Source organism: Acidimicrobiales bacterium (genome assembly GCA_035547835.1).
Lineage (GTDB): Bacteria > Actinomycetota > Acidimicrobiia > Acidimicrobiales > Iamiaceae > DASZTW01.
The window spans coordinates 1-23524 of the sequence record DASZTW010000009.1; the positions used below are offsets into that span (position 1 = coordinate 1).

The following is a 23524-nucleotide window of genomic DNA, read 5'->3' on the forward strand; positions in this document are numbered from 1 at the left end:
GTGCATGCCGGGTGACAACACGGAGATGACCGTGGAGTTGATCCACCCGATCGCGATGGACGAGGGGCTTCGTTTCGCGATCCGCGAGGGTGGCCGCACGGTCGGCGCCGGCCGCGTCACCAAGATCATCAACTAGTCAGGAACCAGTGATATGGCACGAAACGACAAGCGGGTGCACGTCACGCTCGAGTGCACCGACTGCAAGCGTCGCAACTACATCACCGTCAAGAACAAGCTCAACGACCGCGAGCGTCTCGAGCTGAAGAAGTACTGTCGGTGGGACAAGCGCCACACCGTGCACAAGGAGACCCGCTGATCGAACAGGTCCGGACGCGTGCGTAACTCCACGACCTCGAGCCAGGTCTGAGCGGCGATGCCCGAAGAACTGGACGAGTTGGTCGCGCGGGCACGTGATGGCGACCAGCTCGCGTTCGAGGAGTTGGTGCGGCGGACGCACCGGGAGACCTACACGCTGGCTCTCCGCCTCCTCGGCGACGAGGAGGATGCACGCGACGTGACCCAGGAGACCTACCTCCGGGCGTACCGAGGGCTCAAGCGCTTCCGTGGCGACGCGCAGTTCTCGACGTGGCTGTACCGCATCACGGCGAACTGTGCCTCGACGCAACTGGGCAAGCGCCAGCGTCACCGCCATGCCGAGCTCAACGACGATCAGGGCGTTGTCGATCTGCGTCCCGAGGTCGACCCCGAGTTGCGGGCCGACACCGCGTCGTTGCGTGCTGAGCTCCGCGAAGCGCTCGCTGCGCTCCCGCCCAAGCTGCGGGCCGTGGTGGTTCTTCGCGACATCTACGACTTGCCGCACGAATCGATTGCCGCGGAGCTCGGGATCAGTGAGTCCGCCGCCAAAGTGCGGCTCCACCGGGCGCGGCGCAAGCTGCGCGAGCACCTGTTCCCGCTCCCCGGCGACGCCGGCGAGTCGCACGAGGAGCACCGCCATGCAGTGTGAGGGTCTGGGCGACGCGCTGGCTGGTGTGGTCGACCGATCGCAGACGTACGACCGTGTGGCCGAGGCGCACGTCGACCACTGCCTGCGCTGTCAGGCCGAGCTGGTCCAGTACCGCAAACTGTTGCGGGCGTTGCACTCGCTGCGTGCCGAGCTGGTCGACCCCGGCCCCGGCCTGCTCACCGATGTGCTCGACGCGGTCGAGGCGGCCGGTGAGCGCCACATGATCCGCATGGTCTTGCAGGGCCGTCGGGCCGCGTACCTCGGTGGGGTGGCGGTCGCCACCGCCGGCGCCGCGGCGACGGCCGCGGTGCTGGTGAGCCGGTCCCGTCGGGGCCGTCTCGGCATCGCCAGCTGAGCGCCGACGCCGCGCCGCGGCGTGCCACGGGCGCCCGGGCGGCCACGGTGGCGCCGCCCGGAAGGGGCCAGATTGCGTGGTGCTATCGTGGCGAGTCCGAAACCCCCGAGGGCACTAGCTCAATTGGTAGAGCACCGGTCTCCAAAACCGGCGGTTGGGGGTTCAAGTCCCTCGTGCCCTGCTCCCGACTACAACACGACCTCTCTCGCTCGTTGCCCCACCTTCGGGGCGGCACCGGCGCGGCCAGCGCCGGGCGATGTCCAGTGGCGAAGGATCCCGACCCAATGGCCATGAACCGCGAAACCAAGCGCATGCTCCAGCGTCAAGGCTCGATCGACGCGGAGGGCCAACCGACCCGTCAGCGCCGCCCCGCGCCCACGCCACGCCCCAAGGAAGCCCGCCAGAACCCGATCGCCTGGTCTCGGACCTTCAGCCACGAGGTCGTGGCGGAGATGAAGAAGGTCGTGTGGCCTTCCAAGCAAGAGGTCATCAACTTCTCGATCATCGTGTTCATCGTGATCGTGGTGCTCACCGCCATGATCGGTGGCCTCGACTACGGCTTCACCCGCGCTGCCCTGAAAGTCTTCAAATGAGTTTCCTGACGCCCGACCCCACCGACACCGACGACACCGGCGCGCTCGATGCGCCGCTCGACGCCGGCGCGCCCGATGCGCCGCTCGACGACCTGCCGGTCGCCACCACCGACGCCGAGGCAGACAGCGCCGTCGCCGGCGCGGTCGGGGCCGACACGGCGCCCGACCTCGCACCGTCGGCGGCCGCGGCGCCCGTGCGCGACGAGCAGGAAGCCCCGGCGCCCGCAGCACCCGCAGCCACCGCCGAAGATGGCGAGCCGTCCGAAGCCGACGAAGTGGCGCCGGCCGACGCGGGCGACGAGCCGGCCGGCGCGGTCGACGCCGAGGAGCTGGTCGCTGCACCCGCGCCCCAAGAGAGCCCCTACGACCGGCCCGGTCGGTGGTACGTCGTGCACACGCAGTCGGGCTATGAGAAGAAGGTCAAGCAGAACCTGGAGGCCCGCACCTCCTCGATGAACATGGAGGGCCGCATCTACGAAGTGGCCATCCCCACCGAAGAGGTCATCGAGTTCAAGGGCGGCCGCAAGGTCGTCGCCCAAAAGAAGGTCTTCCCCGGCTACCTGCTCGTCCGGTGCCGGCTCGACGACGACTCGTGGTACGTGATCCGCAACACGCCGGGTGTCACGGGCTTCGTCGGCCAGGGCAACAAGCCTTCGGCGCTGCGTCGCAAGGAGGTCGAGACCTTCTTGCAGGTGAAGGTCGAAGGCGAGGAGATCCAGCCCAAGCGGGGACGGCCGCGGCTCGAGTACGAAGCCGGCGAGACCGTTCGCGTGAAGGAAGGCCCGTTCGCCGACTTCTCCGGCGAGATCGTCGACATCAACGAGGACCAGCTCAAGGTCAAGGTGCTCGTCAACATCTTCGGTCGCGAGACGCCCGTCGAGCTCGAGTTCTCGCAGGTCGCCAAGCTCTGACCACGGCTCGGCGCGGGCCGAGGGCCCAGGGTTGGCACCGCGGGCCGTCCGCCCCGTAGCATCGACTGTTCGTTCGTAACGCCCCGTCCCCGGCGCTGTGCTGCGGTCGGGCTCTCTGGAAGGAAATCCATGGCCAAGAAGAAGGTCGCGGCCGTCGTCAAGATCCAGATCCCCGCGGGCCAGGCCACGCCGGCCCCGCCGGTCGGTACCGCCCTCGGCCCGCACGGCGTGGCGATCATGGACTTCTGCAAGGCGTACAACGCCGCCACGGAGAACCAGCGAGGCACGATCGTGCCGGTCGAGATCACCATCTTCGAAGACCGGTCCTTCACCTTCATCTTGAAGACCCCGCCGACCGCGGTGCTGTTGCGCGAAGCGGCCGGGATCGCCAAGGGCTCGCAGAACCCGGGCAAGGAAGGCGCGGGCTCGGTGCCCGAGTCCAAGATCGAAGAGATCGCCAAGATCAAGATGCCCGACCTCAACGCCAACGACCTCGACGCTGCCAAGCAGACCGTCCGCGGCACAGCCCGCTCCATGGGCCTCGAAGTCGGCTAGCCAACCACCACCAGGGCTCGACCGGGACGACCTCGCCCGGCGGTCCGACCACCACGAGGGAGCCTGACATGGCGCATGGAAAGAAGTACGTCGACGGGGCCAAGCGGTTCGATCGCGAGCACCTGCACTCCGGGGTCGAGGCCGTCGATCTCGTCCGCAGCCTGGCATCGGCGAAGTTCGACGAGACGGTCGAGCTGTCGGTCCGCCTGGGCGTCGACCCCCGCAAGGCCGACCAGATGGTCCGCGGCACGGTCGCGTTGCCGTCGGGCACCGGCAAGGACGTGCGGGTCGCCGTCTTCGCCGCTGGCGACAAAGCGGCCGAGGCGCGCGAGGCCGGCGCCGACCACGTGGGCGCCGACGACCTGGTCGCCCAAGTGGAGGGCGGGATGCTCGACTTCGACGTGGCCATCGCGACGCCGGACCTCATGCCGCAGGTCGGCAAGCTCGGCCGGGCGCTCGGTCCCCGCGGCCTGATGCCGAACCCCAAGACCGGCACGGTGACCACCGACGTGGGCAGGGCCGTCGGCGAGTTCAAGGGCGGCCGCGTCGAGTACCGGACCGACCGCTACGGCAACGTGCACGTCCCGGTCGGCAAGGTGTCCTTCGACGGCGACCAGCTCCAGGCGAACGTGCTCGCGGTGATCGATGAGCTCAAGAAGGTCAAGCCCGCCTCGGCCAAGGGGCGCTACCTGCGACGCATTTCGCTCAGCTCCACAATGGGCCCCGGCGTCAAGGTCGACCCGGCTCGCCTGACGCCGGACGTCGAAGCCCCGGCCTGACCGCTTTTTCTGCCCACCGGCGACGCTGCTAGCGTTGCCACCTCGGATCGGCCCTCGGGCCGGCCGCACAATCGAACTCTGCTCGCCGCAGACATCCGGTGCGCCGCTTCGAGCGGCGTCGAAGGGGCTCAGCCCGCCCGACGAGGCGAACGCCAGGTCTTCAGGGTGTTCGCGGCGCGCGGACACCCTGTTCCCGTTTTGGTCGGCTGGTGCCGGCCCGAGATCCCGAAGGAGGTGCGATGGACAACCCGAGAGCCGACAAGGTCGCCGTGGTCGACGAAGTGCGCCAGAAGCTCGACGACGCCGACGCGGCGTTGCTCACCGAGTACCGCGGCCTGAGCGTCGCGGCGCTGGCCGAGCTGCGGCGGTCGCTGTCCAACGCAGGCGGCGAGTACAAGATCTACAAGAACACGCTGGTCCGCCTCGCGGCGCAAGCGCATGGCCTGGAGCTCGACGAGCTGCTGACCGGCCCGACGGCCATCGCGTTTGTCGGCGCCCGGCCGGACGGCTCGCCTGGCGACGCGGTCACCGTGGCCAAGGCGCTGCGCGACTTCGCTCGTGCCAACCCGGCGCTGCTCGTCAAGGGCGGCTTGCTCGGCGACAAGGTGCTGAGCGAGGCCGACGCCAAGGCGCTGGCCGATGTCGCGCCCCGCGAGGAGCTGCTCGCCCGCCTGGCTGGTGGACTGGCGGCACCGATGGTGCAGTTCGCCGGCCTGCTCCAGGCCCTGCCGCGCAACTTCGCGTACGGCCTGCGTGCGCTGGTCGACCAGGGTGGTGCACCGGGCGCGCCGGCGCCGGAGCCCGCGGCGGAAGCCCCCGACGAGCCGGCCGCCACCGACGAAGCCGAGCCCGCCGCACCTGCGGCGGATGAGGCCGACGCCGCACCTGCGGCACAAGCCGACGACGCAGCGGCAGCTGCTGTCGACGAGACCCCGGCGGCCGAGGCTGCCGACGACACCTCTGCGGCCGAGGCCGCGGACACGAACGCGGCCACCTCAGCCGCCGACACTGAAGCACAGGAGAGCTGAACCATGGCCACCAAGGAAGAGATCCTCGACTCCATCGCCAACATGACCGTCCTCGAGCTGAGCGAGCTGCTCAGCGAGTTCGAGGAGAAGTTCGGTGTCACTGCTGCCGCACCGGTCGCCGCGGTTGCGGCTGCTCCGGCTGCCGGTGGCGGCGACGCAGGTGGCGGCGAAGACGAAAAGGACGAGTTCGACGTCATCCTCACCGCTGCCGGTGACAAGAAGATCGGCGTCATCAAGGAGGTGCGCTCGCTGACCAGCCTGGGCCTGAAGGAGGCCAAGGAGCTGGTCGACAACGCGCCGAAGCCGGTCCTCGAGAAGGCATCGAAGGAAGACGCCGAGAAGGCGAAGGAGGCCCTCGAGGCCGCTGGCGCCACCGTCGAGCTCAAGTAGCACCTTCTGACCGTGCGACGACCCCGGGCTGCGGCCCGGGGTCGTCGTCGTTTTGGCGACCGCGCGAGGGGCATCTCGATGCTTGTCAAGCCTTGACTTGTGAGTGCGTCGCTCGTACCCTGCCACCCAACTCGGGTTCGTCCCGCAGCGCCCCGCGTGTCGCGGGGTTGCCGAAGTCTGCCTCGTGGGCCTAGCATGGCCAGTTGCCGTGCTCGCCCCTCCTGTCCCCGCTTCAAACGGTGGCGGTAGCGCGCGCCCGGAACCCCCTTGTCACCCCGCGTGATCTGCCCCGAGGAGTCGTCGTTGTCCGTTCGCTCCAAGACCCGGGACCGGTATTCGTTCGGCACCCTCACCGAAGCGCTGCCACTTCCCGACCTGATCGCCATCCAGCGCGAGTCGTTCGAGTGGTTCTTGCACGAGGGCCTGGCGGAGACGTTCCGCGACATCAGCCCCATCAAGGACTTCACCGAGCAACTGCAGCTCGAGCTGTTCTTCGATCCTGAGGACGAAGATCTGCGACCGCCGCCGAAGTTCACGGTCGCGGAGTGCAAAGAGAAGGACATGACCTACTCCGCGCCGATCTTCGTGAAGGCGCGGTTCATGAACGCGCAGACCGGCGAGATCAAGGAGCAGACGGTCTTCACGGGTGACTTCCCGATGATGACCGACAAGGGCACGTTCATCATCAACGGCACCGAGCGCGTCGTCGTGTCGCAGCTCGTGCGGTCGCCGGGCGTGATCTTCCAGCCCGGTGAGCGGTTCCGCTTGCGGAACCTCGCCAAGCACCAGCTCGTCACGGGCACCATCCACCCCTACCGGGGTGAGTGGATCGAGTTCGACGTCGAGCAGAAGCCCGGCAAGAACCCCACGGCCGGTACCCGGGTCGCCCGCAAGCGCCGGCTCAGCCTGTTCGTTCTGTTGCGTGCGCTCGGCTACGACGAAGAGAACGCGCCGGGGTTCCTCGAGGCGTTCGTCCGGCAGTTCGACTTCCTCGAGGAGCAGTGGGAGAAGGACCGCGAGCTCGCCCCGACCCAGGACGAGGCGCTCGTCGAGATCTACAAGCGCGCCCGTCCGGGCGAACCGCCGTCGGTCGAGTCCGCCAAGGCGTACTTCCGCAACGCGTTCTTCGAGCCCCGGCGCTACGACCTCAGCCGCGTCGGCCGCTACAAGCTGAACCGCAAGCTCGGCCCCGAGGTCGAGAAGCTCGCGCAGCAGTTCCCGATGCTCGAGATCGACGCGCCCGAAGCCGATCAGTCCGTGCTGAGCCGCATCGAGGTCCTGGCCGCCTGCACGTACCTGCTGAACCTGGTGCAGGCCGAGCCCGGGTACCGCCTCGACGACCAAGACCACTTCGCGAACCGCCGCATCCGGTCGGTCGGCGAGCTGATCCAGAACCAGGTCCGCATCGGCCTCTCCCGCATGGAGCGGGTCGTGCGCGAGCGCATGACCACCCAAGACGTCGAGGCGATCACGCCGCAGACCCTGATCAACATCCGTCCGGTCGTGGCGGCGATCAAGGAGTTCTTCGGCACCAGCCAGCTCTCGCAGTTCATGGACCAGGTCAACCCGCTGTCGGGGCTGAACCACCGCCGACGCCTCTCGGCGCTCGGCCCAGGTGGCCTGTCTCGTGAGCGCGCCGGGTTCGAGGTCCGCGACGTGCACTTCAGCCATTACGGCCGGATGTGCCCGATCGAGACGCCGGAAGGCCCGAACATCGGTCTGATCGGCTACCTGTCGACGTACGCCAGGGTGAACAGCTTCGGGTTCCTGGAGTCGCCGTATCGCAAGGTCGAAAAGGGCAGGGCGAGCGACGAGGTCGTGTACCTCGCGGCCGACGAGGAAGAGGAGTACGTCGTCGCGCAGGCCAACACGCCGATGGACGACAAGGGCAACTTCGTCGGCGACCGGGTGCTCGTGCGCCGCTCGCCGCAGGCCGCGACGCTCGGCGAGCTGAAGCTCCAGCTCGAGCGTGAGGTGTTCTTCGGCGCCACCACCGAGATCAGCTCGGTGAGCCCTGAAGAGGTTCAGATGATGGACGTGTCGCCGAAGCAGATCGTGTCGGTGGCCACCTCGCTCATCCCGTTCCTCGAGCACGACGACGCCAACCGTGCGCTCATGGGCGCCAACATGCAGCGCCAAGCCGTGCCGCTGGTGGTGCCCGAGGCGCCGTACATCGGCACCGGCATCGAGGCGCGCGCCGCGTTCGACGCGGCCGACATGGTGATCGCGGCCGACAGCGGCGTGGTCACCGAGGTCGACGGCACCCAGATCACCGTCCAGTACGACAAGCTCGGCAAGAAGGTGTTCCGCCTCCTGAAGTTCGAGCGCTCGAACCAGGACACGTGCATCAACCAGAAGCCGAACATCCGTGAGGGCGAGAAGTTCGCCAAGGGCGACATCCTCGCCCACGGTCCCTCGACCGACAACGGTGAGCTGGCGCTCGGCAAGAACCTGCTCGTCGCGTTCTTGCCGTGGGACGGTTACAACTTCGAGGACGCGATCATCTTGTCCGAGCGGCTCGTGAAGGACGACGTGCTGACGTCGATCCACATCCACGAGCACGAGATCGACGCTCGCGACACGAAGCTCGGTCCCGAAGAGATCACCCGCGACATCCCGAACCTGAGCGAGGACATCCTCGCCGACCTCGACGAGCGCGGGATCATCCGCGTCGGCGCCGAGGTCGACGCCGGCGACGTGCTCGTCGGCAAGGTCACGCCGAAGGGCGAGACCGAGCTCACCCCCGAAGAGCGCCTGCTGCGGGCGATCTTCGGTGAGAAGGCTCGTGAGGTTCGCGACACGTCGCTCAAGGTCCCCCACGGCGAGTACGGCAAGGTCATCGACGTGCGGGTGCAGACCCGCGACGACGGCCACGAGCTGCCGCCCGGCGTCAACGAGCTGGTCAAGGTCTACGTCGCCCAGAAGCGCAAGATCAGCGTGGGCGACAAGCTGGCCGGCCGCCACGGCAACAAGGGCGTGATCTCCAAGATCCTGCCCGTCGAGGACATGCCGCACCTCGAGGACGGCACCGCGGTCGACATCATCTTGAACCCGCTCGGTGTGCCGTCCCGAATGAACATCGGCCAGGTCCTCGAGGCCCACTTGGGCTACGCGGCTCGGTGGGGATGGGAGCAGATCGACGACGTCCGCCAGGAAGTCGGCGACGACCCGGTGCGAGGCACCGAGAACAAGACCCGCCCGGCCACCCCCGCGTCGAAGCTCATCGCCACCCCGGTGTTCGACGGCGCCAACTGGGACGAGACGTACCGCGCCGGCGACCACCCCACCATCCAGCAGGCGCTCACCCACCTGCACCCCGAATCGCCCTTCTCCGAGTACGGCGAAGGTGGCCGGTTGGTCCGTCCCGACGGCAAGGCCTGGCTGTACAACGGCCGTACGGGTGACCGCTTCGACCGCCCGGTCATGGTCGGGTACATGTACATCTTGAAGCTGGCCCACCTGGTCGACGACAAGATCCACGCTCGGTCGACCGGCCCGTACTCGATGATCACCCAGCAGCCGCTCGGCGGTAAGGCCCAGTTCGGTGGCCAGCGCTTCGGTGAGATGGAGGTGTGGGCGCTCGAGGCCTACGGCGCGGCGTACTGCTTGCAGGAGCTGCTGACCATCAAGTCCGACGACGTGCTCGGCCGCGTGAAGGTCTATGAGGCGATCGTGAAGGGCGAGAACATCCCCGAGCCCGGCATCCCCGAGAGCTTCAAGGTGCTCATCAAGGAGATGCAGGCCTTGTGCCTCAACGTCGAGGTCCTCGCCAAGACCGGCGAAGAGATCGAGATGCGTGAGCTCGACGAAGACGTGTTCCGTGCCGCCGAGGAGCTCGGCATCGACCTTTCCCGTCCGGAGCGCGGCTCCGACGAAGAGGACGAGCGCCGGCGCGAGCGCATCTAGTGGTTTCGCCCTCACCCGCGTCGCTCCGCTCGCTCCGTTCGGGCGAGCTGAAGGCGCCTTCGGCACATCATTTTGTTGCTCGACCGACCGGCCGAGCCGGTTCGGCCGAGGTCGAGGGGGGCCGGCGGGAGCCGCCCCCCTCGAGCACCCCCCAAGGGAGCGTTCATGCTTGACGTCAACAACTTCGACCAGCTCCGGATCGGGCTCGCCACGGCGGACTCCATCCGCATGTGGTCCAACGGCGAGGTCAAGAAGCCGGAGACCATCAACTACCGCACCCTTCGTCCCGAAAAGGACGGCTTGTTCTGCGAGAAGATCTTCGGTCCCACCAAGGACTGGGAGTGCTACTGCGGCAAGTACAAGCGGGTCCGTTTCAAGGGCATCATCTGCGAGCGCTGTGGCGTCGAGGTCACCCGCTCGAAGGTGCGGCGCGAGCGCATGGGCCACATCGAGCTCGCCGCGCCCGTCATCCACATCTGGTACCTCCGCGGCACCCGCAGCTGGCTGGCCTACCTCCTCATGGGCACCGAGATCCGTGAGGAGCTGAAGGCCAAGCAGCTCGAGAAGGTCATCTACTTCGCGGCCAACCTCGTCACCTGGGTCGACGTCGACAAGCGCGATGCCGACCTCGCGAACCTCGAAGCGGAGCTCCGAGGCGAGAAGGAAGCCATCGAAAAGGAGATGGAACAAGAGCTCGCCCAGCGCTGGGAGGAGCTCGAGACCGAGGTCGCCGAGCTCGAGAACGAAGGCGCCAAGGAATCCGACATCAAGGCCCGCCAGCGCGCGGCCGAAAAGGACGCCGCGGGCATCCGCGAGCAGTACGAGTTCGAGCTCGACCTCGTGCAGCGCACGTTCGACGAGTTCAAGGACCTCTTCCCTCGCAAGATCATCGAGGACGAAGCGCTGTGGCGAGAGCTCGTCGACCGCTACGAGGAGTACTTCGAGGGCGGCATGGGCGCCGAGGCGATCAAGAGCCTGCTCGACCGCCTCGACCTCGACGAGGAAGAAGAGAAGCTCCGCGTCCAGCTCGACCCGCCGGAAGGTCAGCGTCCGCTGTCGGCCCAGCGCAAGCAGAAGGCCGTCAAGCGCCTCAAGATCGTGGCGGCGTTCAACCGCCGCGACGAGAACGGTCGGCGCTACAACGACCCGCGGGCGATGATCCTCGAGGTCGTCCCGGTGATCCCGCCGGAGCTGCGCCCGATGGTGCAGCTCGACGGTGGCCGGTTCGCCACTTCCGACCTCAACGACCTGTACCGCCGGGTCATCAACCGCAACAACCGCCTGAAGCGGCTGCTCGACCTCGGCGCGCCCGAGATCATCGTCAACAACGAGAAGCGGATGCTGCAGGAGGCCGTCGACGCATTGTTCGACAACGGCCGCCGTGGCCGCCCCGTCACAGGGCCGGGCAACCGTCCGCTGAAGTCGCTGTCGGACATGTTGAAGGGCAAGCAGGGTCGGTTCCGTCAGAACCTGCTCGGCAAGCGCGTCGACTACTCCGGCCGTTCGGTCATCGTCGTCGGCCCCACGCTCAAGCTGCACCAGTGCGGCTTGCCCAAGCAGATGGCGCTCGAGCTGTTCAAGCCGTTCGTCATGAAGAAGCTGGTCGACGCGGAGCTGGCGCAGAACATCAAGTCGGCCAAGCGCATGGTGGAGCGGCGCCGGCCGCAGGTGTGGGACGTCCTCGACGAGGTCATCAAGGAGCACCCGGTGCTGTTGAACCGGGCGCCCACGTTGCACCGCCTCGGCATCCAGGCCTTCGAGCCGGTGCTGGTCGAAGGCAAGGCCATCCAGATCCACCCGTTGGTGTGCACCGCGTTCAACGCCGACTTCGACGGCGACCAGATGGCGGTCCACCTGCCGCTCAGCGCCGAGGCCCAGGCCGAAGCCCGGGTCCTCATGCTGTCGGCGAACAACGTGCTGTCACCGGCGCACGGTCGACCATTGGTCACGCCCACCCAGGACATGATCATCGGCGCCAACTACCTCACTCAGGTCGTCGCCGGTGAGCCCGGCGAGGGCGGCACGTACCGGAACCTGTACGAGATGGAGGCGGCGTACGACCGCGGGAGCCTCGGGCTCCACGCCGAGGTCACGCTGCGCGCCGCTGTCGTCGACGACGACGGCGAGCCCGTGCTCGAGGACGGCGCCAAGGTCATCACCGAACGGAAGACCACGCTTGGTCGTGAGCTGTTCAACAACACGCTTCCCGCCAGCTTCGAGTTCATCGCCAAGCCGGTTCGCAAGGCCGTGATGAGCGAGATCACCGACAAGCTCGCCACCTCGTACCCGAAGGCAGTGGTCGGCGACTCGCTCGACAAGCTGAAGAACCTCTGCTTCCGCTTCGCCGCCAAGTCCGGCCTCACCATCTCCATCGACGACATCAAGGTCCCGGTGGAGAAGGCCGAGATCCTCGACGAGCACGAAGCGCGAGCCCAGAAAGTCGAGGAGCAGTTCCGTCGGGGCATCATCACCGACGGCGAGCGCCGCCAGAAGGAAGTGGAGATCTGGACCGGTGCCACCGACCTCGTCCGCACCAAGATGGAGCAGGCGTTCGCGTCCGAGCAGTTCAACCCGATCGACACGATGGTCGGGTCCGGTGCTCGAGGCAACATGATGCAGGTCCGTCAGATCGCCGGCATGCGCGGTCTGGTGGCCAACCCCCGAGGCGACATGATCCCCCGGCCGATCAAGGCCAACTTCCGTGAGGGTCTGTCGATGCTCGAGTACTTCATCGCCACGCCCGGCGCCCGCAAGGGCTTGGTCGACACGGCCCTCCGTACCGCCGACTCCGGCTACTTGACCCGCCGACTCGTCGACGTGGCCCAAGAGTTGATCGTGCGCGAGGTCGACTGCGCCCGTGAGGGCAAGCCGAACCGGGGCATGTGGTTCGACGACATCCACCCTGACGGCTACTTCGACACCGAGGGCAACTACGTCGGTCCCCGTCCGTCGAAGCCGGGCGACACGATGCGCCGCACGTACCTGGAGACCAAGATCTTCGGGCGGGTGCTCACCGAGGACGTCAAGCTGTCCGACGGGACGGTGCTCGAAGCCGGCCGTCAGATCGACGAGGACGACCTCGCCGCCCTGCGCGACGACGAGTCCGTGACCCGGGTTCGGGCGCGCTCGCCGTTGACCTGCCAGGCAGAGCTCGGCGTGTGCGCCGCTTGCTATGGCCGTTCGTTGGCAACCGGCCGCACGATCGAGCTCGGCGAGGCCGTCGGGGTGATGGCGGCCCAGTCGATCGGTGAGCCCGGCACGCAGCTCACGATGCGGACCTTCCACACCGGTGGTATCGCCGGCAGCGACATCGCCGGTGGTCTTCCCCGGGTGGTCGAGCTGTTCGAGGCCCGTAGCCCGAAGGGCAAGGCCACCCTCAGCGAAGCATCTGGCGTCGTGCGCATCTCCGAGGACGAGGGCAAGGGCCGCACGGTCACGGTCGTCGACGACCAGGGCAAGGAGTTCGACTACCTCGTCCCGCTCCAGGCCCGTCTCGAGGTCAGCGAAGGCCAAGAGGTCCAGGCCGGCGACCCCATCGTCGGCAAGGACGGCCCCCGTGACCCGAAGGAGCTGTTGGCCATCCGAGGCGTCCGCGAGACGCAGAAGTACCTGGTCGACGAAATCCAGAAGGTGTACCGGGACCAGGGCGTGTCGATCCACGACAAGCACATCGAGTTGATCGTCCGCCAGATGACCAAGCGGGTGAACGTCACCGAATCGGGTGACTCCGACCTCCTGCCCGACGCGCGCGTCGATCAGCAGGAGTTCGCGGAGATCAACCGGCTGCTGCTCGAGGAAGGCAAGAAGCCTGCCGAGGGGCGCCCCGAGATCATGGGGATCACCAAGGCATCGCTGGCGACCTACTCCTGGTTGTCGGCGGCTTCCTTCCAAGAGACGACTCGGGTGCTCACCGAGGCCGCCATCGAGGGCAAGAGCGACTCGTTGCTCGGCCTCAAGGAGAACATCATCATCGGCAAGCTCATCCCCGCCGGGTCGGGCATGGGCGTGTACCGGGACATCGGCGTCGATGCGCCTGACTACGAACCGATGGCGTTCTACTCGACCGAGTCCGAGGACGCTGGTCTTGCGGGCTGGCTCGCCAACATGGGTGGCGACCAGGCGGCGGACGGCGACGGCGCCGCGATCGAGGGCGAGCCGGCCACGGTCACGGACCTGCCGGGAGCCGACTCCAGCATCGGCTGATCCCGCTGAACCGAACGCGAAGCTGCCGGGCCTTCGGGCCCGGCAGCTTGCGTTTTCGACCGTTCACGACGCTGGTCGGCGGCGGTCAGTGGGGCACGAACGCCTGGGGGACCTTGGTGGGTTCAAAGCTCGGTGGCGTCGGCACGGCCGGTGGGTTCGGGGGTTTGCCGTAGTCCGTGTCGTCGCCCCAGAACTTGTCCCAACCGCTGACGTGGTCCCGCGCCTTTCGGACGTTGTCGTAGTAGATGTAGGTCTGCTGTTGCTGGTTGGCCATCGCCCACGACTCGGCGATGCCACGGGCGGCGGTCTCCAGGGCCGTCTTCACCCCAGCCGAGTCGGTGTTGGCGACCTGCATGTTCTTGACGAACTCGTCCTTGAACGTTCCGAGCCAGCCATCCTCGGCGACGGTCGCAGCGGATGACCTCGTCGACTGGGTGGTTGCGACCTGCTGAGCCAACTTCCACAGCGAACGGGCAAGGGGCAGCGCTTGCTCGAACGGGAACTTCACTTGCTGTGGAGCCATCGGCCCTCCTCGGGTGTCGGGGCCGGGCGTTGTGTCCAACGCACGAAGGGGTGAAACGCGCGCGGTTTGTGGTGGCGAGGAGTGGGGCACTAACGCCGGACCTTCCGCCCTGCCGCCGCCTTGGAGTCTCGTCGTGTCCGGAACCAGCTCCGCCAACCTGCAACACCTGAAGTCCTACTCCGACAAGGCCAAGCCCGCGAGCTCGGCGCTGCGCAAGCAGTACGGCGTGACCAACGGGCTGATGCAGGCGTACCTCGCTCAGCCTTCGGACTTCCGCCTGGCCAACGGCGCGGAAGTGATGAGCGACGCCGGCACGTTGTGCACCAACAACGAGAACGACGATCGTTTCGTCGCGACGGTGCACAAGGCGTTCGTCGACGCCGACGCGAAATCCGGGCAGGCGATCGACAACGGTCGGATCACCGCCGCGTTGACCGCCGCACACGTCAACGCGGCGCCGCGCCACGCCATCACGGTGGACGAGCCGGTGTTCGCGGGCCACCCGCTCGAGACGGGGTGGAGCGATGACCCGGTGTGCACCGCGACCGGCCACTTCGTCGAAGTCGAGCACGCCTTCACGATGCCCGAGCCGCTCGACGCGCTGCGCTGGACGATGACGTACAGCTCTCGCTTCATCCGAGTCGGCGCGCACGGACGTGGCTGGGCGAGCTGGGCGGACGCCGGCCTCCAGTTTCCCAACGACATCGAAGTCGCGTACGTGGGCCCCGACGGCCAACGGGCCACGTTCGTGCGGGGCGAGGGTGGGTTCGGAAGGACGCCGGGCGTGGAGGCGGCGTTGGAAGAGCACGACGCCGGCTACGTGCTGCGGTGGGACTGGAACAGCCGCTTCCCGGGCCAGCGCTGGGAGTTCGACGCAGCGGGCCGCGTGGGGGCCGTTCGCACCGCGATCGGTCGCCGGGTCGAGTTCACCCATGAGTCTGGGCGGCTCGCCGCGCTCACCGACCAAGGCGGGCGGACGATCAGCCTGTCGTGGAACGACGATCGCATCGAATCGGTTCAGTCGTCCGACGGTCGAGTGGTCCGGTTCGCGTACGCGCCCGACCTCGTCGAGATCCAGCGCGAGGTGGCCGGACGCCGCTTCGTCAACGACGAGCAGGGTCGCATGCTCGAGCTGTTCGACGCCGACGGGGTCCGCCTCGCGGCCAACACGTACGACGCCGAGGGTCGGGTGCTGTCGCAGGTGTCGGCACACGGCCGGCGCACCACGTATCGCTACTTCACGCCGAACACCCTCGTGGTGGCCGACGACGACGGCGGGCCGTCGACCTTGTACCGCCACGACGAAGCGGGCCACCTCGTCCACCTCCAAGTCGGTGAGTCCTACCGCCTGTCGCGGGAGTTCGACCGCGAAGGCAACCCGGTGGTGGTGATGGGCGCCGGCGGCGAGATCACCCGGCGGGAGTTCGACCAGCGGGGCAACTGCGTCCTCGAGCGGCGGCCCGACGGTGCGTCGTGGACCTGGGAGTACGACGAGGTCGACCGGGTGGTGGCGTACACCGATCCGAACGGCGCCGCGTACCGCATGACGTACGACGGCGACGCGCGGCGGCCGGCTCGCGTCGACGGCCCGTTGGGCCTGTTCTTCGTTTTCGAGTACACCGATGGTCAGCTCTCACGGCTGGTCGACGCGGACGGGGTGACGACGACCGTCGAGTACGACGCGGACGGCAACGTGACGGCGGTCGTCGACGGGGTCGGCAACCGGACCGAGCTGTTGGCGCACGCCAGCGGCGAGGTCAGCGCGGTAACCTCGGCCGACGGCGCGACCATGCGGATCGAGCGCGACGCAGGCGGACAGGCCCTCCGCGTCACTGGCCCCGACGGTGCCGTGCTCGCGCTGGAGCGCACGGCCGAGGGTCGCGTGGTCGCCGGTCGAGGCCCGGTCGAGAGCCGCGTCGATTTCGAGTATTCGGCGGCAGGCTCGTTGCGCGGAGTCACGGATGCGCGCGGGGTGACCACCGAGCTGTCACATGACCGCTTCGGGTGGATCGCTTCGATTCGTCGGCCCGGCGGGTCGTGGGCGCTCGAGCACACCCCGATGGGCGAGCTGCAGCGACTGGTCGATCCCTCAGGAGGCGCGTGGGAGCAGTCGTTCACCGCGGCGGGCGTGCTCGAGTCGTTTCGCGACCCGACCGGCAACGTCACGACGGCCCGTTCCGACCCGTTGGGCCGCATCGAGGGGCTGCAGCTCGCGGACGGCACCAGCCACACTGTTCGCCGCGGGCCGACGGGCCAAGTGGTGGAGGAGCTCGACGCGGCGGGTCGCGATGTCCACGTCGACCACGATGTGCTCGGTCGGGCGGTCGAGGTGGTGATCGACGGCGAGGTCGAGAGCCGCATCGCGTACACGGCCGCCGGTCGCCCAGCGATGGTCGTTCGGCCAGACGGCGCCACCTGGGCGGCGCGCTACGACGCGGCGGGACGGCTCGTCGAGACAGAAGGACCAAACGGCGCCGAAGCGTTCGAGCGCGACGCGCTCGGGCGCGTCGTCACCCACATCCGGGACGGCGAGGTCACGCGCATCGGCTGGGGGACCGACGGCCGCGTGGCGACCTACGAGAAGGGCGAGGAGCGCTGGGGCTTCGAATGGGATCCGGCGAGCGGCCAGGTCGCGTCGGTCGTCGCGCCGTCGGGCGCGGTCGCCCGTAGCCGTTACGACGAACGCGGCGATCTGGTCGAGAGCATCGACCCCGCCGGCGGATCGGTGCAGATCGGGTGGGACGACCAGCGCAACCCGATCTGGGTGGAGGACCCCAAGGGTGCCCGATGGTCGGTGGGTCGCGACCCGTTGGGCCGCATCACGGCCTCGACCGATCCGCTCGGCCGAGTGACCCGGCTCGCACTCGACCCAGCCGGACGGGTCACCGAGATGGCTGAGCCGACGGGTCGGGTGCTGCGGTTCGAGATCGATGCCGATGGTCGCCCCACGGAGATCTCCTGCGGTGCAGAGCGGTGGCACATCGAGGAAGTGCCGGGCGGCCGAACGGTCGCGCTTCCGAGCGGTGGGCGGATCTCCGAGACCCACGATCATCGTGGGCGTCCGACGGCCCGCGAGGTCGACGGCGCGGTCACGCGGTGGTCATATGCGGAATCGATCCGGACGGTCACGCCCGCCGCTGGCGCGCCGTACGACGAGCACCTCGACCTGTTCGGCCGCGTGGTCCGGATCGAGCATCCCGTTGCGGGCACCATCGCGATCACCCGTGATCTCGAAGGTCGGCCGGTCATGGTCGAGGCCGATGGCTTGCGGCGGACGTGGACCTACGACGGCCAATGGCTGACCCGGTACGAGGAGCAGCGCGGCGACCAGGTCCACATCACTGAGCTCGAGCGCGACCTGTTCGGCCGGGTGGCGGTCGAACGCACCGATGGGGTGACCAGCACGTACGAGTACGACCTGACCGGCCAGCTGGTCGGCCGCGAGGGACCTGGTGGTGCATGGCGCTGGGTGTACGACGCATGCGGCCGGCTCGTCGACGAAGTTGGTCCCGCGGGCCGTCGTACGTTCGAGTACGACGCCGCGGACCAGTTGGTTCGCGTCGAGGCAACGGGGGGCGCGACCGACTACCACTACGACGGCGCGGGCCGGCGGGTGAGTGAGTCGGGACCTGACGGACAGGTCGAGTACCAGTGGGACGGCCTCGGCCGGCTGGCGGAAGTGACCCGTCGTGGTGTCGACGGCACCGCCGAGGTGACGGACCTCACGCTCGGCTACGAAGGCGAGCCGCTGCGCGTGGGCGAGACCGCGATGAGCTGGGCGCACGTCGACGGTATCGGCCTCCAGCTCCACGCGATCGACGACGCGACCGTGCTGTGGGTCGACCGGGTTCCGGTCGCCACGGTGGACCGGGCCGTGTCGTGGGTGGCCGCCGATTGGCGTGGCACCGTGGGCGCCAGCGCCGATCCGTGGGGCTCGCTCGCACCGCGCGCCGACCTCGTCGGCCCCGGCTTCCTGGGTGAGCTGCAGCTCGGCGACCTGGTCTGGCTGCGCAACCGGGTGTACGACCCGACCACGCATGCGTTCTTGACCCGCGATCCGTTTGCGGGAGCGTGGGACCGTCCGGGCGGTCCCACCAACCCGTACCAGTACGCCGGCAACGACCCGATCGGCCATGTCGACCCGCTCGGCCTTCACCCGGTCACGGTCGACGAGGCCAACAAGCAGATCGAGGGCTGGAAGGAAGGCCACTGGAAGCAGGCGCTGGTGATCGCGGGCTGCGTGGTGGTCGGTGGGGTGCTGATCGTGGCCTCGGGGGGGTCCGCAGCGGTCATCATGGCGGCTGCCGGCGGCGCGCTCCTCACGGGGGGCACGAACGCCGTCGTGCAGTACGCCACGACCGGCAAAGTCGACTGGTGGAAGGTGGGGACGGCCGGCGCTGCTGGTTTCGCCGGCGGCGCGTTCGGGGCGGCCGCCATGCCACTGGTGACGGTCGGCGGGTTCACTGCTGGCGACTATGGCTTGATGATGGGCGCCCGCTACGGAATTCCGTTCCTGGCCAAGGCCGTACCGGCTGCGGCCGAGGGAGGCGGCGGGATGATGGTCACCGAGGCTGCCACGGAGCTCGGCAACGAGGGCCAGATCGATCCGACGAAAGTGGCGCTGTACGGCGGGCTCGGTGCCGGTGGGTCGGTCGGCGGCGAGTACCTGTCGAACGCGTTCCGGGCGTCGCGAGCGGCCCAGGCACAGGTGCTGGCCAACCGTGCCGCGGCGCTGAGCTGGTGGAAGCACCCGATCGCCAAAGGCGGCGCCACCGTGCGGTCGTACGCGTACAACAAGACCACCGATGCGGGTGAGAGCGCGATCCACGGTGGCGCGGAGATCGCCAAGGCTGGTGGCGACGGTGGCATCCAGGTCGCCGGCGGGGAGCCACCGGGTCCGGCGGGACCGACGACGGTGTCGCCGAGCGGGGTCAACTGGCAGTTCAGCGGCGGATGAGCACCGACGCATCCGAGGGGCCGCGCCGCTTCCTCGACGCGATGTGGGGCGGCGCGCTCCCGACGAGTTGGCCGGCGCCGCTCGACGTCGACTGGCACGAGCATCCCGAGCCGCGCTGGACCCTGACGCCCGGGTCCGGGCTGGAAGTCAGCGTGTCGGCCGGGGCCAATCGCGCGCCGGAGCAGCTCCGCTACGCAATGGAGTTGGGAGCGGGGACCGGGTCGCTCAGCGAGCGCCTCGACCAGCAGCGCGCGGCGCTGGGTGTGGTGGCGGGGGCACTGCCTCTGGATGTCGCGGCCGAGGCAGTGGCCACGCTGCACGACGTGATCGACGATGCGTTTCCCCGTGCGACTCGCGATGGTCCCGAACCCGCCTTCACCACGTGGATCGGCGCGGTGCACGACGCGTCGGATCCCGATTCCGTCGATGTGGTCAAGCTGTACGCGAACGTGGCGTGGGACCCCGGTGCGCTGACCCGGCTGTCCGCCCGCTGGCCGGAGCTCGCCACGCTCGCGGCGCTGGTCCCTGTGGACATCGCCCCGGTCGCGTTCGTCGCGTTCGAGACGGCCCGAGACGGAGCCCGGCGCGCCAAGGTCTATCTGCGTCCGGAGCGCGGCGCGGGTCACCAGGCGCTACAGGCGGCCGCCCGCGTTGCGGGCGTGGATCCGCGTGCGGTGATCTCGACCCTTCACGACGTCGGTTTGTCGCCCTGCTTGTGGGGGCCGTGGACCAAGCTGTGTCTGGCCGGCTCGACAGACCGGGCCCCGCAGCTGACCGTGCACGCCGCGCTGGCTCCCCTCTCGAGTGACCGACGCGGGGCGGTGGCTGATGCGCTGGCCGGTTCGTTCGGCCTGCAGCCCGGGTTCGACAAGGTGCGGGCGGCCGCCGAGTCGTCGGGTTGGGCGGCGCAGCCGACCGTGGCGGCGGCGGGCTTCGGTCCGTCGGGGGCGGAATCCGCCACGCTGTACTTCGCGCCTGGCGTGCCCGACGAGGTCCGCGCCCGCGCTCGCCGAGATCTGTAGCCTCACCTGGTTCTCGGGTTGCTCCGCGATCCGCGCGCCCCGTAGGCTTTCCCTTCGGCCCTTGGCGCTCTCGCGCCCCGTCGGCCTTGGCTTCGAGCACCACGAGAGGTTTTTCGTGCCCACCATCCAGCAGCTGGTTCGAAAGGGCCGGTCCACCAAGCCGAAGACGGGCAAGACCCCGGCATTGAAGGGCGCGCCCCAGCGGCGCGGAGTGTGCACCCGCGTGTACACGACCACCCCCAAGAAGCCGAACTCCGCCCTGCGGAAGGTGGCCCGCGTGCGCCTGACGACCGGCGTGGAGGTCACGGCCTACATCCCGGGTGTCGGGCACAACTTGCAGGAGCACTCGATCGTGCTCGTCCGTGGTGGTCGCGTGAAGGACCTCCCCGGCGTTCGTTACAAGATCATCCGCGGCACCCTCGACACCTCCGGTGTGAAGGACCGCAAGCAGGCCCGTAGCCGCTACGGCGCCAAGAAGGGAAGCTGACGTGCCTCGCCGCGGTCCCGCCTCGCGCCGCCCGTTGCCGCCCGACCCGATCTACGGGTCGCTGCTGGTCACGCAGATCATCAACAAGGTTCTGCAGCGCGGGAAGCGTTCCACCGCCGAGCGCATCGTCTACGAAGCCCTCGCCACGATCGAGGAGAAGACCGGCGCGGAGCCGATCAGCACGCTGAAGCGCGCGGTCGACAACGTCCGTCCCCAGCTCGAGGTCAAGAGCCGCAGGGTTGGTGGCGCCACGTACCAGGTGCCGGTCGAGGTGCGGGCTCCCCGTGCCAACACCTTGGCCATCCGTTGGATCGTGGGCTACTCGCGCCAGCGCCGTGAGAAGACCATGGCCGAGCGTCTCGCGAACGAGCTGCTCGACGCATCAAACAGCACCGGCGCCTCGGTCAAGCGGCGGGAAGACGTCCACAAGATGGCCGAGTCGAACCGGGCGTTCGCCCACTACCGCTGGTAGTCAGCGGCGGCAACGACCGTCGCACCAGCCAGACCGTCGGGCAGACCACGTAGCTGGCCGACCACCCATGTACGCACTCCGCACGAACAGAGATTGACAGCTATGGCTCACGTGCCACTCGAGCGATACCGCAACATCGGGATCATGGCCCACATCGACGCGGGCAAGACCACCACGACGGAGCGGATCCTCTACTACACGGGCAAGACCTACAAGATCGGTGAGACCCACGAGGGTGCCTCGGTCATGGACCACATGGTCCAAGAACAAGAGCGCGGCATCACCATCACCTCGGCGGCCACCACCACGTTCTGGCGTGATCACCGCATCAACATCCTCGACACGCCTGGCCACGTCGACTTCACGGTCGAGGTCGAGCGGTCCTTGCGCGTGCTCGACGGCGCCGTCGCGGTGTTCGATGGCGTCGCCGGCGTGGAGCCACAGACCGAGACGGTGTGGCGCCAGGCGAACAAGTACGGCGTGCCGCGCATGTGCTTCGTGAACAAGATGGACCGCCTCGGGGCCGACTTCTTCAAGTCCCTCGAGTCGATCCACAATCGGCTCGACGCCAAGACCGCGGTCCTGCAGCTCCCGATCGGCGCCGAGGGGAACTACCAGGGTGTCGTCGACGTCGTGGAGATGAAGGGCATCGTCTGGCACGAGGAAGACCTCGGCGCCACGTTCGACATCATCGACATCCCCGCCGACCTCCAAGACCAGGCCGACGAGTACCACCAGATGCTGATCGACGTGCTGAGCGAGTTCGACGAGAACATCCTCGAGAAGTTCGTCGCCGAGGAAGAGATCACCGTCGACGAGATCAAGGCGGCGATTCGCGACGCCACGATCCACCACGGTCTGGTCCCCGTCCTCCAGGGCACGGCGTTCAAGAACAAGGGCGTGCAGCCCCTGCTCGACGCCATCGTCGACTACCTCCCGTCGCCGGTCGACCTGCCGCCGGTCGAGGGAACCAAGCCGCGCACCGAAGAGACGGTCGAGCGCAAGCCCAGCCCCGACGAGCCCTTCGCCGCGCTGGCCTTCAAGATCGTCGCCGACCCGCATGGCAAGCTCACGTACTTCCGGGTGTACTCGGGCAAGCTCGAAAAGGGCTCCCAAGTGCTCAACTCCCGCACGGAGAACAAGGAGCGCGTCGGCCGTCTCCTGCTGATGCACGCCAACCACCGTGAGGATCTCGACTTCGTCGAGGCCGGCGACATCGTGGCCGGCATCGGCCTCAAGAACACCCGCACCGGCGACACGCTGTGTGACCCCGCCAACCCGATCGTGCTCGAGCAGCTCGAGTTCCCCGAGCCGGTCATCCACGTGGCCGTCGAGCCCAAGACCAAGTCCGACCAGGACAAGCTCGGCAAAGCGCTGTACGCGCTGTCCGAGGAAGACCCCACGTTCCAGGTGCGCACTGACGAGGAGACCGGCGAGACCGTGATCTCCGGGATGGGCGAGCTCCACCTCGAGGTCCTGGTCGACCGCATGCTGCGCGAGTTCAATGTCGACGCGAACGTCGGCAAGCCGCAGGTCGCGTACCGCGAGACGATCACCCAGCCGGTCGAGAACGTGGTGTACCGCCACGTCAAGCAGACCGGTGGCTCTGGTCAGTTCGCCCATGTCGTCATCAACCTCGAGCCCACCGGGCCCGGCGGCGGTTACGAGTTCATCGACAAGATCACCGGTGGCCGCATCCCGCGCGAGTTCATCGGTCCGGTCGACCAGGGCATCCAGGAGAGCCTCACCTCCGGTGTGCTCGCCGGTTATCCGTTGGTCGACATGCGAGCCACGTTGGTCGACGGTTCGTTCCACGACGTCGACTCGTCGGAAATGGCGTTCAAGATCGCCGGTTCGATGGTGCTGCGCGAGGCCGCCCGCAAGGCGAAGGCCGTGTTGCTGGAGCCGATCATGGCGGTCGAGGTCGTGACCCCCGACGATTACCTCGGCGACGTCATGGGCGACTTGTCGGCACGTCGCGGCAAACTGTCGGGCACCGAGCAGCGCGGCAACAGCCAAGTGGTGTCCGCCCACGTGCCGCTGGCCGAGATGTTCGGATACGCTACCGACCTTCGGTCGCGCACCCAAGGTCGTGCGACCTACACGATGCAGTTCGACTCCTACCAGCAGGCGCCGGCCAGCATCCAAGAAGAGATCGTCGCGCGGGTTCGCGGCGAGTAGTCCCGCCACAACGTTCACCCGTCACCAAGAGCATTTGATCAAGAGAGGTTTCAGCCGCCATGGCGAAAGAGAAGTTTGAGCGGAGTAAGCCGCATTTGAATATCGGTACGATGGGTCATATTGATCATGGTAAGACGACGTTGACGGCGGCGATCACGAAGGTGTTGCATGAGGCGGATCCGTCGTCGGCGTTTACGC

At 68.1% G+C, this 23524-nt stretch carries 19 protein-coding genes and 1 tRNA gene; 19 read left to right on the forward strand and 1 reads right to left on the reverse strand.

Features of this window, described 5'->3' with window-relative positions; all coding sequences use genetic code 11:
• The 13 genes from tuf to rpoC all read left to right on the forward strand — a co-directional run.
• A partial coding sequence (gene tuf, locus VHA73_09945; protein HVX18341.1) for an elongation factor Tu occupies positions 1–136 on the forward strand: 136 nt, incomplete at its 5' end.
• A 15-nt stretch (positions 137–151) separates the two neighbouring features.
• A complete protein-coding gene (gene rpmG, locus VHA73_09950) occupies positions 152–316 on the forward strand; it encodes a 50S ribosomal protein L33 (protein HVX18342.1) in 165 nt (54 codons plus the stop codon).
• A gap of 57 nt (positions 317–373) precedes the next feature.
• Positions 374–964, forward strand: a complete 591-nt coding sequence (locus tag VHA73_09955; GenBank protein HVX18343.1) for a sigma-70 family RNA polymerase sigma factor — start codon at positions 374–376, stop codon at positions 962–964.
• Positions 954–1319: a hypothetical protein gene (locus tag VHA73_09960; GenBank protein HVX18344.1), complete on the forward strand. Its 366-nt coding sequence runs from the start codon at positions 954–956 to the stop codon at positions 1317–1319. The genes VHA73_09955 and VHA73_09960 overlap by 11 nt, the downstream gene beginning before the upstream one ends.
• Positions 1320–1427: 108 nt before the next feature.
• Positions 1428–1500: transfer RNA gene (locus tag VHA73_09965), tRNA-Trp, on the forward strand.
• 109 nt (positions 1501–1609) lie between these two features.
• Positions 1610–1912 (forward strand): preprotein translocase subunit SecE, encoded by a 303-nt coding sequence (gene secE, locus VHA73_09970; protein HVX18345.1) that lies wholly within the window; start codon positions 1610–1612, stop codon positions 1910–1912.
• A gap of 329 nt (positions 1913–2241) precedes the next feature.
• On the forward strand, positions 2242–2823 hold the full coding sequence (gene nusG, locus VHA73_09975; GenBank protein ID HVX18346.1) for a transcription termination/antitermination protein NusG: 582 nt from the start codon (positions 2242–2244) through the stop codon (positions 2821–2823).
• A 129-nt stretch (positions 2824–2952) separates the two neighbouring features.
• On the forward strand, positions 2953–3378 hold the full coding sequence (rplK, locus tag VHA73_09980) for a 50S ribosomal protein L11 (protein HVX18347.1): 426 nt from the start codon (positions 2953–2955) through the stop codon (positions 3376–3378).
• A gap of 68 nt (positions 3379–3446) precedes the next feature.
• Complete coding sequence (rplA, locus tag VHA73_09985) at positions 3447–4157, forward strand: 50S ribosomal protein L1 (GenBank protein HVX18348.1); 711 nt, start codon at positions 3447–3449, stop codon at positions 4155–4157.
• A gap of 239 nt (positions 4158–4396) precedes the next feature.
• Positions 4397–5185: a 50S ribosomal protein L10 gene (gene rplJ / locus VHA73_09990; protein ID HVX18349.1), complete on the forward strand. Its 789-nt coding sequence runs from the start codon at positions 4397–4399 to the stop codon at positions 5183–5185.
• Positions 5186–5188: 3 nt separating this feature from the next.
• Positions 5189–5575 carry a 50S ribosomal protein L7/L12 gene (rplL, locus tag VHA73_09995; protein HVX18350.1) on the forward strand — a complete coding sequence of 129 codons (387 nt, stop codon included), beginning with the start codon at positions 5189–5191 and terminating at the stop codon, positions 5573–5575.
• Positions 5576–5878: 303 nt separating this feature from the next.
• Positions 5879–9481, forward strand: a complete 3603-nt coding sequence (locus tag VHA73_10000; GenBank protein ID HVX18351.1) for a DNA-directed RNA polymerase subunit beta — start codon at positions 5879–5881, stop codon at positions 9479–9481.
• A 165-nt stretch (positions 9482–9646) separates the two neighbouring features.
• The gene (rpoC, locus tag VHA73_10005; protein ID HVX18352.1) at positions 9647–13684 is read left to right on the forward strand and encodes a DNA-directed RNA polymerase subunit beta'; all 4038 of its coding nucleotides are present in this window, start codon (positions 9647–9649) and stop codon (positions 13682–13684) included.
• 85 nt (positions 13685–13769) lie between these two features.
• Here the strand turns inward: rpoC and VHA73_10010 are convergent, their stop codons facing one another.
• Positions 13770–14207 (reverse strand): hypothetical protein, encoded by a 438-nt coding sequence (locus tag VHA73_10010; GenBank protein ID HVX18353.1) that lies wholly within the window; start codon positions 14205–14207, stop codon positions 13770–13772.
• A 133-nt stretch (positions 14208–14340) separates the two neighbouring features.
• Here VHA73_10010 and VHA73_10015 point away from each other — a divergent pair, with 133 nt between their 5' ends.
• From VHA73_10015 to VHA73_10040, 6 genes are all read left to right on the forward strand, one after another.
• The gene (locus VHA73_10015) at positions 14341–19164 is read left to right on the forward strand and encodes a DUF6531 domain-containing protein (protein HVX18354.1); all 4824 of its coding nucleotides are present in this window, start codon (positions 14341–14343) and stop codon (positions 19162–19164) included.
• On the forward strand, positions 19161–20186 hold the full coding sequence (locus VHA73_10020) for a hypothetical protein (protein ID HVX18355.1): 1026 nt from the start codon (positions 19161–19163) through the stop codon (positions 20184–20186). Before VHA73_10015 ends, VHA73_10020 begins: the two co-directional genes overlap by 4 nt.
• A gap of 115 nt (positions 20187–20301) precedes the next feature.
• On the forward strand, positions 20302–20673 hold the full coding sequence (rpsL, locus tag VHA73_10025; GenBank protein ID HVX18356.1) for a 30S ribosomal protein S12: 372 nt from the start codon (positions 20302–20304) through the stop codon (positions 20671–20673).
• Between the two features lies 1 nt (position 20674).
• Entirely contained in the window at positions 20675–21145 is a 471-nt protein-coding gene (gene rpsG / locus VHA73_10030) for a 30S ribosomal protein S7 (protein HVX18357.1), read from the forward strand.
• Positions 21146–21247: 102 nt separating this feature from the next.
• A complete protein-coding gene (gene fusA, locus VHA73_10035) occupies positions 21248–23326 on the forward strand; it encodes an elongation factor G (protein ID HVX18358.1) in 2079 nt (692 codons plus the stop codon).
• A gap of 59 nt (positions 23327–23385) precedes the next feature.
• A partial coding sequence (locus tag VHA73_10040; protein ID HVX18359.1) for a GTP-binding protein occupies positions 23386–23524 on the forward strand: 139 nt, incomplete at its 3' end.

What these genes read in the sequence shown, in the direction of transcription:
- rpmG (HVX18342.1), top strand. Translation starts at nt 152, where the DNA reads ATGGCACGAAACGACAAGCGGGTGCACGTCACGCTCGAGTGCACCGAC.
- VHA73_09955 (HVX18343.1), top strand. Translation starts at nt 374, where the DNA reads ATGCCCGAAGAACTGGACGAGTTGGTCGCGCGGGCACGTGATGGCGAC.
- VHA73_09960 (HVX18344.1), top strand. Translation starts at nt 954, where the DNA reads ATGCAGTGTGAGGGTCTGGGCGACGCGCTGGCTGGTGTGGTCGACCGA.
- secE (HVX18345.1), top strand. Translation starts at nt 1,610, where the DNA reads ATGAACCGCGAAACCAAGCGCATGCTCCAGCGTCAAGGCTCGATCGAC.
- rplK (HVX18347.1), top strand. Translation starts at nt 2,953, where the DNA reads ATGGCCAAGAAGAAGGTCGCGGCCGTCGTCAAGATCCAGATCCCCGCG.
- rplA (HVX18348.1), top strand. Translation starts at nt 3,447, where the DNA reads ATGGCGCATGGAAAGAAGTACGTCGACGGGGCCAAGCGGTTCGATCGC.
- rplJ (HVX18349.1), top strand. Translation starts at nt 4,397, where the DNA reads ATGGACAACCCGAGAGCCGACAAGGTCGCCGTGGTCGACGAAGTGCGC.
- rplL (HVX18350.1), top strand. Translation starts at nt 5,189, where the DNA reads ATGGCCACCAAGGAAGAGATCCTCGACTCCATCGCCAACATGACCGTC.
- rpoC (HVX18352.1), top strand. Translation starts at nt 9,647, where the DNA reads ATGCTTGACGTCAACAACTTCGACCAGCTCCGGATCGGGCTCGCCACG.
- VHA73_10010 (HVX18353.1), bottom strand. Translation starts at nt 14,207, where the DNA reads ATGGCTCCACAGCAAGTGAAGTTCCCGTTCGAGCAAGCGCTGCCCCTT.
- VHA73_10020 (HVX18355.1), top strand. Translation starts at nt 19,161, where the DNA reads ATGAGCACCGACGCATCCGAGGGGCCGCGCCGCTTCCTCGACGCGATG.
- fusA (HVX18358.1), top strand. Translation starts at nt 21,248, where the DNA reads ATGGCTCACGTGCCACTCGAGCGATACCGCAACATCGGGATCATGGCC.